This is a genomic window from Kocuria sp. LHG3120, assembly GCF_049897445.1.
GTDB classification, from domain to species: Bacteria; Actinomycetota; Actinomycetes; order Actinomycetales; family Micrococcaceae; genus Kocuria; species Kocuria rosea.
The window spans coordinates 275670-289694 of record NZ_JAFCWG010000005.1; the positions used below are offsets into that span (position 1 = coordinate 275670).

Below are 14025 nucleotides of genomic sequence, written 5' to 3' on the forward strand. Positions count from 1 at the left end.
CCGCGCGGAGGGCCGACGACGTGCCGGGCGGGCGGCGGCCTCGCCGGCGATTCCGGCTCGTGCGCAGGGAGGGCCCCGCCGGTGCGAAGATGATCCGCATGAACTGGAGTCCGCGCGCCCTCGCCCGCTCGATCGACGGGCCGGGGTCGCGCCGGCTGCCCCGGCGGCTCGTGCAGCTCTTCGCCGGGCTGGTGCTCTACGGCATCACCATGGGGATGCTCGTGCGGGCGGAGCTCGGTGTCATCCCGTGGGACGTGCTGCACCAGGGGCTGTCCCGGCAGTTCGGGCTGAGCATGGGCACGGTGGTCATCGTGGTCAGCGTGCTGCTGCTCCTCCTCTGGATCCCGCTGCGCGAGCGGCCCGGGCTGGGCACCCTCAGCAACGCCGTGGTGGTCGGGCTGGTGCTCGACGCGACCCTGGCGGTGCTGCCTCCGGTCGAGTCCTTGCCGCTGCGGGTGCTGCTCGTGCTCGCCGGCGTGCTCCTCAACGCCGTGGCGACCGCCGCCTACATCGGGGTGCACCTGGGCGCCGGCCCGCGGGACGGGCTGATGACCGGCCTGGTCCGGCGCACCGGGGGATCGGTGCGCGTGGTCCGCACCTCGATCGAGGTGGTCGTGGTGCTCGCCGGGTGGGTGCTCGGCGGCACCGTGGGGCTGGGCACGGTGCTCTACGCCCTGGCCATCGGGCCGCTGGTCCAGGTCCTGCTGCCCAGGCTGAGCGTCCGTCTCCACCGCTGACGCCAGGCCCCGATCTGCACGCCCGCACCGAGGTGGCCTCACTGGGATCGGGGCCCGGAGCCGCCCGCCGCTGGGGGTTCAGTCGCGGCGGTGGGCTCGGACCGCGGCGGAGGCCAGGCGGCGGCCGACCTCGATCGGTGAGCGCGGGGTGCCGCGGAGGAAGGCGGCCAGGGTCCCGCCGTAGGCCAGGAGGACCTCGTCGGCCAGGTCCTGGGCGCGTCCCCCGGCGAGGGGCCGGGAGAGGTGCAGGAGTCGCTCGGTGAGGAGGGCGGTGTCCGCGGCCAGGACGGCGCCGATCTCGTCCGCGGCCTCGGGAAGCTCGGTGGCCGCGGCCAGGAAGGCGCACCAGCGCGCCGGGTGGGGCTGGTCCCGCCGGTAGGAGGCCAGGGCGTCGAACACCGCGAGCAGCCGCGCCGTGTCGTCGGCGGCCGCGACCACGTGCTGGTCCCAGACCGACCGCCAGTCCGCCAGCCGGACCCGCAGCGCCTCGGCCACCAGGGCGTCCTTGCTGCCGAAGTGCGTGTACAGGGTGGCTGCCGACACCTCCGCCTCGCGCAGCAGCTCGTCGACGGGCGTGGCCCGGATGCCGCGGTCGAACAGCACGCGGTCGGCCGCCTGCAGCAGCCGGGTGCGCGCGGGGAGTCGCGGGACGGTGGTCACCCCACCACTGTATCGATCCCTCGTTCCAGAACGAGCGTTTTGGTGTAGCGTTACGATCGTTCTGGTAAGCGACGTGCGAGAGGGAGTTCCATGCGAGCTCTGGTGATCAGCGGGATGGCACTGATCGCGGCGACCTACGGGCTGGCGCGCTTCGGCTACGGCCTCTTCCTGCCCCGGTTCACCGAGACCTTCCAGATGGGCTCGGCCGTCTCCGGGCTCATCCAGGCCGGGAGCTTCCTCTCCTTCTGCCTCGCCGCGGTGCTCGCCTCGCGCCTGGCCGCCCGCCCGCGCCTGGTCGTGGTGTGCGCGGGGGCGACGGCCACGCTGGGCACGGCAGGCGTGGCGGCCTCGCCCACCGCGGTCGTCCTCGCGGTGAGTGTGGTGCTCGCCGGTGCCGGCGCCGGGTTCGCCACCCCGGGCCTGGTCACGCTCATCGAGCGCAACCTCGCTCCGGAGCGCCAGGAGAGCGCCCAGACGGTCGTCAACGCCGGCACCGGAGCGGGCATCGTCGTCGCAGGCCTCCTCATGCTCCTCACGATCGACCAGTGGCGCCTGGGATGGGCGGCCATCGCCGTCCTGGTGGCAGCGGCCACCGTGGCCACCCTCCGGGCGGACCAGTCCGCGCACCGGTCTCCGACCGCGGAGGGGCCTGCACGGGTGCGGGTCCGTGACCTGGTGTCGCTGGCCCTGCCCATCGCCGCGGCGGCGCTCGCCGGCGCCTCGAGTGCTGCGATCTGGACCTTCGGGCGCACGGCCATGGCCGAGTCCGGCACGGGCGAGGAGTCCTATTCCATTGCGGCCTGGATGGTCCTGGGGGCGTTCGGCGTGCTGGGCGCCGCCGCCGGGAAGATCGTCCAGGTCTGGAGCCTGCGGACGGCGTGGGTCTCGACCGCGGTGGCCATGGCCGGCGCGACCGTCGTCCTGGGCGCGGCGCCGGGGGCGCCTCTCGCCGCGTTCGTCTCCGCGGCCGTGTTCGGGGCCGGCTACACCGCCCTGTCCGGCGTCCTCATCGTCTGGGCCGCGCGGGTGATTCCCGATCGCGTGTCCGAGGGCACCGCCGTGCTGTTCATCGCCCTCGCCGTCGGTCAGGCGGCCGGCTCGGTCCTCCTGGGCGTCCTGTTCGATCCCGCCGCCCCGGTCCTGGCCTTCGCCGTGGCCGGTGCGCTCGGGATCCTCGCGGTGCTGCCCGCCCTGAGCGGCCGGTCCGGGGCGCGGTCCTCCCGCACCACGCCGGCCCCGCACCCCGAGGGGGCCGGCAGCCCGCGGGCCTGATCAGGCGCACGCGGGCCACGAGGACGAGCACCGGGCAGCTCGATCCCCGTCCGTCCGGCGAGGCCCGCCAGGCGACCATCCGGCGGACCCGTCATGGTGCGGGGAGCGGGACGACGGTGCGGTACTTGCCGCCGGTGCTCTGCTGCGGTGCCTCCGGGGCCCGGTCGACGGCGACGTGCCCCAGGCCCAGGTCGCCGAGCAGATCGGTGACGGCGCTCAGCGCGGCGGCCCACACCTGCTCGGGGTCCTCGCCGGCCGCCGGGAGCAGCCGCACCCGCAGGCCGGCAGGGGCGGTCTGCACGACCTGGAACAGCTCCACGCCCGGGACGCGGTCGATGACGGTCCCCAGCGCGAGCGGGGGCACCGCGACCAGGCCCCGCCCGTCGTCGTCGGGGAAGGCGAGGACGTCCGAGGCCCGGCCCTGCACGCGCAGGGCCGGGGCCGGGTTCCCGCAGCCGCACGGTTCCGGCTTCATCAGGACCCGGTCGCCGACGTCGTAGCGGATGATCGGCTGGACCCGGTTGGCCAGGTTCGTCATCAGCACCGTGTGCGAGACGGTCCCGGGCGGGACGGGACGGTGCTCGGCGTCGACGGGTTCGAGAACGACCCAGTCCTCGACCAGGTGCAGCCAGCCCCGGGCGCAGCTCGAGGCCGCGTAGCCGATCTCGGTGCACCCGTAGACCTCCCGCACGGGCGCCCCGAAGGCCCGCTCGATCCGGGTGCGCTCGTCCGGCGGCAGACCCTCGGCGGTGCTGAGCACCAGCACCGGGCGCAGGCGCAGCCGCCCGGCCTCCTGCTCGGAGGCCAGCAGGCGCAGCACACTGGCGTAGGCGCCGAGCATGAGCGGGCCGAAGGCGTTGAGCTCGGCCACCAGCTCGGGCAGCGGCCGGTGGATCGAGAGGATCCTGAGCCGGCGGTGGCGCCGCGGTCGCTCCCGCATCTCCCGGGTGCTGGTGGCCACGGCCAGGAAGTGCCCGCCGGTGGCCACGACCGCGGCGAACCGGCCCCCGCGCACCGTGAGCCGCACCAGGTCCCGCCCGGACAGCCAGCCCGCGGACAGCCGGGCCATCATCCCCGAGGTCACCGCCCGGTACCGGTCGTCGAGCACGAAGAGACCCCGGGTGCCGGTGGTGCCGGCGGTGGTGGCCACCAGGTACCTCCCGGCGAACCGCTCACCGATCCTGGCCGGGTCCGCCACGAACTCCTGGACCGCCGTCAGGGTCACAGCCGGGTCCGTGGCGACCTCGTCGAAGTGGGCCATCAGCTGCCGTTTGTCCGTCACCGGCAGGGAGGTGACGTCCTCGACCCGCCCCGGCAGGCCCTGGTAGAGCCGCCGGTAGTAGGCGGAGTGCTCCCGCGCGAAGGCCACGAGCTCGGCCAGCCGCTCCCGCTGCCGCCGGCGGAGCGCCTCCGGACCCTTGCGGTGGGCCCGGCGGGCGTCCCACCACACCCAGGTCGCGCTGGCCCCCCGGGCGCCAGCCGCCGCGCTCCGTCGTGTCCCCATGGCACGACTCTAGGAATCCGGCGCCGGGGGAGACAGGGCCGCCGGGCAGGTGACGGAATCGGTCACCGGTTCTCCGGACGGACGGCAGTCGGCCAAGGCGCCCCGGCCCGCGGCGTGGTCCGTGAAGGTTTGGCGAAGATTCCCGCGCTGACCGCCCCCGGGTGCCGCCGCGCCGCGGCGGGGGAGGACACTGAAGTCATGAATCCTGGCACTGACGCGGCGGCCGGGCGGGTGCTGGTGGTGGATGACGAGAAGCCGCTGGCGCAGATGGTCGCCACCTACCTGGCCCGCGGCGGCTACGAGGTCGCCACCGTCCACACCGGCCCCGACGCCGTGGACGCCGCCCGCGACCGGAGCCCGGACGTGGTGGTGCTGGATCTGGGGCTGCCGGGGCTGGACGGCATCGAGGTGTGCCGCAGGATCCGGGGCTTCTCTGAGTGCTACGTGCTGATGCTCACCGCCCGCGGGGACGAGGAGGACAAGCTGGCCGGGCTGGCGGCCGGGGCCGACGACTACATCACGAAGCCCTTCAGCGTCCGCGAGCTCGTCGCCCGGGTGGCCGCGGTGCTGCGCCGGCCCCGCACCACGCTGGCCCCGGTCGAGCCCGCCCGGGAGTTCGGCGAGCTGACCGTCGACCTCGCGGCCCACGAGGCGCGGGTGGGCGGGGAGGCGGTGGCGCTGACCCGCACCGAGTTCGAGCTGCTGGCCGCCCTGACGGCCCGGCCGCACGAGGCGCTGACCCGCCGCCGGCTCATCGACACCGTGTGGGGGCCCTCCTGGGTGGGCGACGAACGGATCGTGGACGTGCACATCGGGCACCTGCGCCGGAAGCTCGGGGAGGACCAGGCCGCCTTCGTCGACACCGTGCGCGGGGTCGGCTACCGGATGGTGGCGCGATGACCCGGCGACGGCGCCCCCGCGGCCTGGCCTCCCGGTTCTTCCTGGCCCAGGCCCTCGTGGTGGCCGCCGGCATCCTCGCCGCCGTGACGGTCGCCTCCCTGGCCGGGCCCCCGATCTTCCACGAGCACCTGATCATGGCCGGGCACGCCGAGAACTCCCCCGAGCTGCTCCACGTGGAGCGGGCCTACCGGGACGCCGGTCTCATCGTCCTGGGCGTGGCCCTGGGCACCGCCGTGATCTGCGCCGCGGCGGTGACCTGGCTGTTCACCCGCCGCCTCCGGCGGCCCCTCGCCGCGCTCACCGAGGCGGCCCGGGGCGTGTCCCACGGCCGCCACGACACCCGGGTCCCGGCCCTCGGCGCCGGCGTCGAGGTGGACGCGGTGGCGGCCTCGTTCAACGCCATGGCCGAGCGGCTGGAGCGCACCGAGGAGCTCCGGCGGCGGATGCTCTCGGACCTGGCCCACGAGATGCGCACCCCGATCTCGGTCCTCACGGTCTACTGCGAGGCGCTGCAGGACGAGGTGGCGCAGTGGGACGAGGCCACCGGCGAGCTCGTGACCGACCAGCTCGGACGCCTCACCCGGCTGGTCGAGGACATCCACGACGTCTCCCGGGCCGAGGAGGGCCGGATCGACCTGGACCGCGCCTCGCAGCCGGCCGGCGACCTGGTCCGTTCCGCCGCGGAGGCCCACCGGGAGGCGTACGCCGCCAAGGGCGTGCGGCTCGTCCTGGACGTCGACGACGACGCCGGGGTGGTGGACGTGGACCGGCAGCGGATGGGGCAGGTGCTGGGCAACCTGCTCACCAACGCCCTGCGCCACACGCCGCCCGGCGGGCAGGTCGCCCTCGGCGTCGCCCGGCGGGGTTCGGGGCAGGTGGCCGTCACCGTCGCCGACACCGGCGACGGCATCGCCGCCGAGCACCTGCCCCGGGTGTTCGAGCGCTTCTGGCGCGGGGACAGCGCCCGGGACCGCGACCACGGCGGCTCCGGGATCGGCCTGACCATCTCCCGGGCCCTGGTCGAGGCCCACGGCGGGACGCTGACCGTCACGTCCCCCGGGCCCGGCGCCGGGACGGCCTTCACCGTGGAGCTGCCCTCCCGTCAGCGGGCGGGGCCGGCGCCGGCCGGGATCAGCCGATGACCCCCCTTGCCTTATACCCCCTAGGGGTATATACCTAGGAGGAGCAGGACCACCTCGGTCCCCACCGAGCGGACACCAGTTCTCGCAGGAGGAAGATCATGAGCTCCCCGCACCAGGACCACGGCCGCTCCGCCGCCCCGGAGCAGCCCGCGGACGCCCACGGCCACGAGCAGCACGCCGATGCCGGCACCCACGGACAGGCCATGCCGCACGAGCACGCCCACTCGGCGGTGGACGAGGACCACCAGGTCCACACCCACGGCGAGCACGCCGGGCACTCCACGGCGATGTTCCGGAACAAGTTCTGGCTCAGTCTCGTGCTGGCGGTCCCCGTGGTGGTCTTCAGCCCGATGGTCGGGCACCTGCTGGGCTACTCCGTCCCCGGGTTCCCGGGCTCCACCTGGGTCCCTCCCGTGCTGGGCACCGTCATCTTCGTCTACGGCGGGGCGCCGTTCTTGAAGGGCGGACTCACCGAGCTGAAGAGCCGGCAGCCGGGGATGATGCTGCTGATCGCCATGGCCATCACCGTCGCCTTCGTCGCCTCCTGGGTCACCACCCTGGGGATCGGCGGGTTCGACCTCGACTTCTGGTGGGAGCTGGCCCTGCTGGTGGTCATCATGCTGCTGGGCCACTGGATGGAGATGCGCGCCCTCGGGGCGGCGTCCTCCGCCCTGGACGCCCTGGCCGCGCTGCTGCCCGACGAGGCCGAGAAGGTCGTCGACGGTGACACCGTCACCGTGCCCGTCGCCGAGCTGGCCGTGGGCGACGTCGTGCTGATCCGCCCCGGGGCCCGGGTCCCGGCCGACGGGGAGATCGTCGCGGGGACGGCCGAGTTCGACGAGTCCATGATCACCGGTGAGTCCAAGGCCGTCAGCCGGGCACCCGGCGACACGGTGGTCGCCGGGACCGTGGCCACCGACACCACCGTGCGCGTGCGGGTGGAGGCCGTCGGCGCCGACACCGCCCTGGCCGGGATCCAGCGGATGGTCGCGGCCGCCCAGGAGTCCTCCTCCCGGGCCCAGGCCCTGGCCGACCGTGCCGCCGCGCTGCTGTTCTGGTTCGCCCTGGCCGCCGGCATCCTCACCGCCGTCGCCTGGACGCTGCTGGGCAGCCCGGACGACGCGGTGATCCGCACCGTGACCGTGCTGGTCATCGCCTGCCCGCACGCCCTGGGCCTGGCGATCCCGCTGGTCATCGCGATCTCCACCGAGCGCGCGGCGAAGGCCGGGGTGCTGATCAAGGACAGGCTGGCCCTGGAGCGGATGCGCACCATCGACGTGGTGCTCTTCGACAAGACCGGCACCCTCACCGAGGGCGCCCACGCGGTCACCGGCGCCGCCCCGGTCCCCGGCACCTCGAAGGGCGAGCTCCTGGCCCTCGCGGCGGCGGCCGAGGCCGACAGCGAGCACCCCGTGGCCCGCGCCATCGTCACCGCGGCCGCCCAGGACCCCGAGGCGCAGCGGCTGGGCCTGCGCGGCACCGACCTCCGATCGGCCACCGGCCGCGGCGTCCGCGCCACGGTCGACGGCGCCGAGATCACGGTCGGCGGACCCAACATGCTGCGCGAGCTCGGCCTGTCCACGCCGGCGACGATCGCCGGCACCACCCGTGAGTGGGTGGCGCGCGGCGCCGGGGTGCTCCACGTCCTCCGGGACGGAGCGGTCATCGGCGCCCTGGCGCTGGAGGACAAGGTCCGTCCCGAGTCCCGCGCCGCCGTGGCCGCCCTGCAGGACAGGGGGGTGCGCGTGGCGATGATCACCGGCGACGCCCGCCAGGTCGCCGAGGCCGTGGGCGCCGAGCTGGGCATCGACGAGGTCTTCGCGGAGGTCCTCCCGCAGGACAAGGACACCAAGGTCGTCGAGCTCCAGTCCCGGGGGATGACCGTGGCGATGGTCGGCGACGGCGTCAACGACGCCCCCGCCCTGGCCCGGGCCGAGGTCGGCATCGCCATCGGCGCCGGCACCGACGTGGCCATGGAGTCGGCCGGGGTGGTCCTGGCCGGCAACGACCCCCGGTCCGTGCTGTCGATGATCGAGCTGTCGCGGGCCAGCTACCGGAAGATGATCCAGAACCTGGTCTGGGCCGCCGGCTACAACGTCGTCGCCGTGCCACTGGCCGCCGGGGTGCTCGCCCCGATCGGGATCGTGCTGTCCCCGGCCGTGGGCGCGGTGCTGATGTCGGCGTCCACCATCGTGGTGGCGCTCAACGCCCAGCTGCTGCGCCGCCTCGACCTCGCCCCGGCCCATCTGGCCTCCGTCGGCACCGAGGACCGCCGGGCCCCCGAGCAGGCCGGCACCGTCCCCGCCCGCTGAACCACCCCGACCCCCGACCCCCGACCCCCGAACCGAAGAGAAGGACACCCACCGTGAAGCGTTCCACCACCCTCACCACCCTCGCCCTGGCCTCGGCCCTCGCCCTGGCCGGCTGCGGCACCAGCGGCGCCCAGGAGGGCGCCGGCACGGACGCGGAGACCGCTGCCCCCGCGGCCTCCGCCTCTGCGGCCACCAGCACCGGTGCGGCCTCCGGCGAGCCGATCGCCGCCGAGCACAACGACGCGGACGTGATGTTCGCCCAGATGATGCTCCCGCACCACGAGCAGGCCGTGGAGATGAGCGAGATGTTGCTGGCCAAGGACGACGTCCCGGCCGAGGTCGCCGAGTTCGCCCAGAGAGTCATCGACGCCCAGGGCCCGGAGATCGAGCGCATGAACGACATGCTCACCGCCTGGGAGGCCGAGCCCCTGGCCGACGCCGAGGACATGGACGGCATGGACCACGGCTCCGGGGCGGGCATGAGCGGGATGATGAGCGAGGAGGACATGTCCGCCCTCGAGGACGCCCAGGGCACCGGGGCCGCCCAGCTGTACCTGGAGCAGATGACCGTCCACCACGAGGGCGCGGTCGAGATGGCCCAGGAGCAGATCGAGCAGGGGCAGAACCCGCAGGCCGTCGAGCTCGCCCGCCAGGTGGTCGCAGACCAGGAGGCGGAGATCGCCGAGATGGAGCAGATGCTCCAGGAGCTGCCGGACGGTTCCTGACCGCCCCGGTGACCGGCGTCGTCGCCCACGGGCGGCCGCCGGCAAAAGCCGACCGACCGATCGAAGGAGGACCGCGATGATGTGGGGCGACGGCATGGGAGGGGGCATGGGCTGGATGTGGATCTTCTGGCTCCTGCTCGTCGTGGGCACGGTCGTACTGGTCGTCGTGCTCGTGAAGCTGCTCACCGGGAACTCGGGCGGCGGGACCCGGCAGGGCGGTTCCGCGCCGCCGACGGGTGCCGGCCCGCGCCGGTCCCGGGAAATCCTCGAGGAGCGCTACGCGCGCGGGGAGATCAGCACCGAGGAGTTCCGGGAGCGGCTGCGGACCCTGGAGGAGGGCGACCGGTGAGCCCGCTGACCCGCCGGCAGCTGCTGGCCCTGGGCGCGGCCGGCGCCGGCGCCGCGGCCGTGGGCGGGGCCGGGCTGTGGTGGACCGGCGGCGGGGGTGAGGCCATCGGCGGCGGCCGGGAGCTGCTGCAGCCCGAGGTGCTGTCCAGCCGGGACGGGGCCCTGGACCTGGCCCTGGCGGCCGCCCCCGCCCGGGTGCGGATCGGGGCGCGGACCGCGCACGTGCAGGCGTTCAACGGCTCCCTGCCCGGGCCCACCCTGCGGGTCCGCCCCGGGGACACGCTCCGGGTGGCGATGACCAACGGCCTGGACGACCCGACGAACCTGCACGTGCACGGCCTGCACGTCTCCCCGGCGGGCAACGGGGACAACCCCTTCGTGAGCATCGCCCCCGGAGACTCCTTCGACTACGAGTTTGCCCTTCCGGACGACCACCCGCCAGGCACCTACTGGTACCACCCGCACCACCACGGGCACGTGGCCGACCAGCTCGCCGCCGGGCTCTACGGGGCCATCGTGGTCGAGGACCCCGACCCCGTCCCGGTGGCCCGGGAGCGGGTGCTGGTGATCTCCGACCTCACCCTGGACGCCTCCGGCAACCTCGCCGAGGTCTCCCCGCCCGAGCGGATGATGGGCCGGGAGGGGCAGAGCGTGCTGGTCAACGGCCAGGTCCGTCCCGGGGCCAGCGCGGCACCGGGGGAGCGGGAGCTGTGGCGGGTCGTCAACGCCTGCCCGGCCCGGTTCCTGCGCCTGAGCCTGGAGGGGCAAGACCTGCGGCTCTCCGGCCGTGACGTCGGCCGGCTGCCCGAGGCGCTCGAGGTCACCGACGTGACGCTGGCGCCGGGCAACCGGGTGGAGCTGCTGGTGGCCACCAGGGCGGGCACCTCCACCCTGGTGGCCACCCCGGTGGACCGCGGCAGCATGGACGGGATGATGAACGGCATGACGGGCCCGGGCGGGGAGCGTCCCGGCTCCGGCGGTCCGGTCGAGCTGCTCACCCTGGAGGTCGCCGGGGACCCGGTCGAGCCGGCCGGGCCCGTGCCCGCGGGGCCGGCGCCGCGGGACCTGCGCGAGGAGCCGGTCGAGGCCCGGCGCACCCTGGACTTCGCCATGGGGATGGGGATGGGCATGGGCATGGGCGGGATGATGGGCGGCATGCGCGGCCCCGGGCAGATGATGTCCTTCACGATCGACGGCCGGGAGTTCGACGCCGGGCGCACCGACCAGCGGGTCCGGGTGGGCACCGTGGAGGAGTGGACCCTCACCAACTCCAGCCCCATGGACCACCCGGTGCACCTGCACGTGTGGCCCATGCAGGTCGTGGCCGAGGCGGGCCGCGAGGTCTCCGGACCGCGGTGGCAGGACGTGGTCAACGTCCCGGCCTTCGGGGAGGTGACGGTCCGGGTGGCCTTCGACGACTTCGCCGGCCGCACCGTCTACCACTGCCACATCCTCGACCACGAGGACCTCGGCATGATGGGCACCCTCGAGGCCCGCTGAGGTCCGCTGAGGCTCGGCGAGAGCGGGGAAGCCCGGTGCGCGGATCCGCGCCGCGCCCGGACCGGCGCTCCGCCGGGCTCAGCCCAGCGAGGCGAGGAGGTCGGCGCAGGCCTGCTCGCAGCGGCGGCAGGCCTCGGCGCAGACCTTGCAGTGCTCGTGCATCTCGGCGTGCTGCTCGCACTCGTCCCCGCAGGCCTTGCACGCGGTGCGGCACGCCTCGAGCAGGGCCCGGCCGACCTCGGCGTTGTTGCCGGTCTGACGGGAGAGCGCCCTGCCGGTGGCGGCGCAGACGTCCGCGCAGTCCAGGTTCTTGCGGATGCACTCGGTCAGCTCCGCGACCATGTCCTCGGCCAGACAGGCGTCGGCGCAGGCGGTGCAGGTCTGGGCGCACTCGAAGCACGCCGCGATGCACTCGGCCAGCTTCTGCCGGTCGATGTTCCCCAGGTCCTTCGGGTAGGTCTCGAGCATCGAGGTCACGTGGGTCATGGTCTCGCTCCTTCGTCCGTCCTGCCGTGGTGCGGACTGGCCGGAACCGGACCGCCGTGCAACCGACAGTAAACTGCCGATCCGGCGTCGTGAAGTCCTGGGCGTTGAAGATTCCGTGAAGAAACCCCCGGCCACGGAGGGGGCGGACGAACCGGTCGGCGCCGGCCGCCGCTGCCGGTCACGCCGGGGCCGTCTCCCGGTCTCCGGCGCGCGCTCCGACCTCGCCGAGCCGAGCGTCCCGCCTCCGCTGCGCTGACGGCTCAGCGGGTGCGGCGGGACACCGTGGGCGGCGGGCCGAAGCCGAGCACGGCGTCCCGCAAGGACGGCGGCGCGCCGTGCTCGGGCTGGTGGATCCGCTACGGACCGCCGGAGGTGACCCAGCGGTTCAGCGCCTCCGCCCGCTGCACGTCCTCGAGCCCGCTCAGCCACACGGTGGGACCCACGTGCCCGCTGAGCCCGTCCCGCCGTGCGACGGCGACCAGCGCGGCCATCTCGCACCGCCCCAGGCACGGGGACGAGATCAGGACGGCCCCGGCCGTGCCCCTGACCACCTCCTGGAGGTCCTCCGCCTGCTCGGCGGTCCCGGTCATCCGGCGCAGGCCGGCGCACCGGTGACCCTGGCAGACCGCGACCAGGGGACCGCTGGCGTCGGTGCTGGTCCTGCGCGGGGCGCTCTTGCGGGTCATGGGATGCCCTCCTGGGTCGGCGAACGAGGTGGCGGACCGGCGACTCCTGAACGCCGTGCCGCCGGTTTTGTTGCTGAGAATGAAACTCATTACCATGAAAACTTGTTGAGGCCGGTTTTGGCAAGGGGGAAGCATGCGCGGTGCGACCGGAGTGGACGTGCGGGGGCTCGACGTGGCCCTGGCCGGACGGCCGCTGTTGCAGGGTGTGGGTTTCCAGGTGCCGCCCGGCCGGCGGGTGGCCCTGCTCGGCGCCTCGGGATCGGGGAAGTCCCTGACGGTGCTGGCCCTGCTGGGTCTGCTCGGGCACCGCTTCGGCGTGCAGGGCTCCCTGCGGGTCGCCGGCCGTGAGCTGCCGTGGCGGCAGGCTCCCGGGCGGCGTCCGGGAATGGCCGCGGTCTTCCAGGACTCCCAGGCCGCGCTGAACCCCGTGGTGCGCCTGGACCGGCAGCTGCTGCCCGCCGTGGCCCGCCGGCGCCGGCTCGGTGCGGCGGCCGCCGGCCGGGTCGTGGCGGACCTGCTCCACGAGGTCGGCTTCGAGGACCCGGCGCGGATCCTGCGGGCCCACCCCTCCCAGCTGTCGGGCGGGCAGCGGCAGCGGGTGTGCCTGGCGCTCGCCATGGCCGCCGCCCCGGACCTGCTGGTGGCCGACGAGCCGACCACGGCGCTGGACATGATCAGCCAGCGCCACGTGGTCGAGGCCCTGCGCCGGTGCACCGGCGCAGGCCGCGGCGGGCTGCTGTTCGTCACCCACGACCTGGCGGTCGCCGCCGACCTGTGCGACGACGTCGTGGTCCTGGACCGGGGACGGGTGGTCGAGTCCGGTCCGATCCGGCAGGTGGTCGGATCGCCGCAGGCGCCCTTCACGGCGGCCCTGGTCGAGGCCGCCCGCACCGGTCTCCGGTCCGCCGCGGCTCCGCCGGCTGCCGCCCCGCTGGGCGTGGCCTCGTGAGCCGGGCGGCGGAACCCGCCGCACTGCACGGTCTCGGGCTCACCAGGAGCTACGGCACGCGCTCCGGCGCCGTGGCCGCGGTGCGCGATGTCGACCTCGCGGTGCGCGAGGGGGAGTCGCTGGGCCTGGTCGGCCCCTCCGGATCGGGCAAGTCCACGCTGCTGTCCCTGCTGCTGGGCGTCGAGCGCCCGGACCGGGGCGAGATCCGCTTCGACGGCGTCCCCCTGACCGGCCGGCAGCAGATCCGGCGGGCCAGGCAGGCCGTGCAGTACGTCCCGCAGGACCCCGCGTCCAGCCTGGACCCGCGGCGCAGCGTCGAACGCCAGCTGCGGGAACCGCTGCGCCGCTTCCGCATCGCGGGCGACCACGCCCGCCTGGTCCGGGACGCCCTGGAGCGGGTCGGCCTCGGCGCCGAGCACCTGGGCCGGCGCGCCCACGAGCTCTCCGGCGGTCAGGCCCAGCGCGTGGCGATCGCCCGGGCCCTGGTGACCCGGCCGCGGATCCTCCTGGCCGACGAGGCGGTCAGCGGCCTCGACCTGCCGCTGCGCCACCAGGTGCTGGACCTGCTCCGGGAGCAGCACGTCCAAGAGGGACTGGGGCTGCTGTTCGTCTCCCACGACCTCACTGCGGTCCGCTTCCTCTGCCGCCGGGCGCTGGTGCTCGACCACGGCCAGGTGGTGGAGGGGGGCCCCGTCGACCGGCTGCTCGAGACGCCGCGCCACCCGACCACGCAGGAGCTGGTGGATGCGGTTCCGCACCTGGCCCCCTGAGCCGTCGGCCGCACCATCCCTGTCACCCACCACC

At 74.8% G+C, this 14025-nt stretch carries 14 protein-coding genes; 10 read left to right on the plus strand and 4 right to left on the minus strand.

Annotated features, from left to right (window positions below; translation table 11 throughout):
* The first annotated feature begins 98 nt into the window (after positions 1-98).
* Positions 99-737 carry a YczE/YyaS/YitT family protein gene (locus ACP7CD_RS12120; RefSeq protein ID WP_422386539.1) on the plus strand — a complete coding sequence of 213 codons (639 nt, stop codon included), beginning with the start codon at positions 99-101 and terminating at the stop codon, positions 735-737.
* Between the two features lie 78 nt (positions 738-815).
* Here ACP7CD_RS12120 and ACP7CD_RS12125 read toward each other — a convergent pair whose 3' ends face one another.
* Positions 816-1397, minus strand: coding sequence for a TetR/AcrR family transcriptional regulator (locus ACP7CD_RS12125; RefSeq protein WP_426120267.1), 582 nt, complete (start codon positions 1395-1397; stop codon positions 816-818).
* A gap of 90 nt (positions 1398-1487) precedes the next feature.
* Here ACP7CD_RS12125 and ACP7CD_RS12130 point away from each other — a divergent pair, with 90 nt between their 5' ends.
* Entirely contained in the window at positions 1488-2669 is a 1182-nt protein-coding gene (locus tag ACP7CD_RS12130) for an MFS transporter (RefSeq protein WP_035924158.1), read from the plus strand.
* A gap of 91 nt (positions 2670-2760) precedes the next feature.
* Here the strand turns inward: ACP7CD_RS12130 and ACP7CD_RS12135 are convergent, their stop codons facing one another.
* A complete protein-coding gene (locus ACP7CD_RS12135; RefSeq protein ID WP_323634171.1) occupies positions 2761-4173 on the minus strand; it encodes a phenylacetate--CoA ligase family protein in 1413 nt (470 codons plus the stop codon).
* A 198-nt stretch (positions 4174-4371) separates the two neighbouring features.
* Between ACP7CD_RS12135 and ACP7CD_RS12140 the strand changes: the two genes are divergently transcribed.
* The 6 genes from ACP7CD_RS12140 to ACP7CD_RS12165 all read left to right on the plus strand — a co-directional run bounded on the left by ACP7CD_RS12140 (position 4372) and on the right by ACP7CD_RS12165 (position 11100).
* Positions 4372-5073 (plus strand): response regulator transcription factor, encoded by a 702-nt coding sequence (locus tag ACP7CD_RS12140; RefSeq protein ID WP_017831867.1) that lies wholly within the window; start codon positions 4372-4374, stop codon positions 5071-5073.
* Positions 5070-6215 (plus strand): sensor histidine kinase, encoded by a 1146-nt coding sequence (locus ACP7CD_RS12145; protein WP_426120268.1) that lies wholly within the window; start codon positions 5070-5072, stop codon positions 6213-6215. Before ACP7CD_RS12140 ends, ACP7CD_RS12145 begins: the two co-directional genes overlap by 4 nt.
* Before the next feature lie 98 nt (positions 6216-6313).
* Positions 6314-8527: a copper-translocating P-type ATPase gene (locus ACP7CD_RS12150; RefSeq protein ID WP_426120269.1), complete on the plus strand. Its 2214-nt coding sequence runs from the start codon at positions 6314-6316 to the stop codon at positions 8525-8527.
* Positions 8528-8580: 53 nt separating this feature from the next.
* Positions 8581-9252 carry a DUF305 domain-containing protein gene (locus tag ACP7CD_RS12155; RefSeq protein ID WP_109222971.1) on the plus strand — a complete coding sequence of 224 codons (672 nt, stop codon included), beginning with the start codon at positions 8581-8583 and terminating at the stop codon, positions 9250-9252.
* A 76-nt stretch (positions 9253-9328) separates the two neighbouring features.
* A complete protein-coding gene (locus tag ACP7CD_RS12160; RefSeq protein WP_017831871.1) occupies positions 9329-9601 on the plus strand; it encodes an SHOCT domain-containing protein in 273 nt (90 codons plus the stop codon).
* Positions 9598-11100 carry a multicopper oxidase family protein gene (locus tag ACP7CD_RS12165; protein ID WP_426120270.1) on the plus strand — a complete coding sequence of 501 codons (1503 nt, stop codon included), beginning with the start codon at positions 9598-9600 and terminating at the stop codon, positions 11098-11100. The genes ACP7CD_RS12160 and ACP7CD_RS12165 overlap by 4 nt, the downstream gene beginning before the upstream one ends.
* A gap of 78 nt (positions 11101-11178) precedes the next feature.
* Here the strand turns inward: ACP7CD_RS12165 and ACP7CD_RS12170 are convergent, their stop codons facing one another.
* A complete protein-coding gene (locus ACP7CD_RS12170; protein ID WP_426120271.1) occupies positions 11179-11586 on the minus strand; it encodes a four-helix bundle copper-binding protein in 408 nt (135 codons plus the stop codon).
* 356 nt (positions 11587-11942) lie between these two features.
* Positions 11943-12272 (minus strand): hypothetical protein, encoded by a 330-nt coding sequence (locus tag ACP7CD_RS12175; RefSeq protein ID WP_426120272.1) that lies wholly within the window; start codon positions 12270-12272, stop codon positions 11943-11945.
* Positions 12273-12405: 133 nt separating this feature from the next.
* Here ACP7CD_RS12175 and ACP7CD_RS12180 point away from each other — a divergent pair, with 133 nt between their 5' ends.
* Both ACP7CD_RS12180 and ACP7CD_RS12185 read left to right on the plus strand, forming a co-directional pair.
* Entirely contained in the window at positions 12406-13221 is an 816-nt protein-coding gene (locus ACP7CD_RS12180) for an ATP-binding cassette domain-containing protein (protein ID WP_368826578.1), read from the plus strand.
* Complete coding sequence (locus tag ACP7CD_RS12185) at positions 13218-13991, plus strand: ABC transporter ATP-binding protein (protein ID WP_368826577.1); 774 nt, start codon at positions 13218-13220, stop codon at positions 13989-13991. The genes ACP7CD_RS12180 and ACP7CD_RS12185 overlap by 4 nt, the downstream gene beginning before the upstream one ends.
* Positions 13992-14025: the final 34 nt, after the last annotated feature.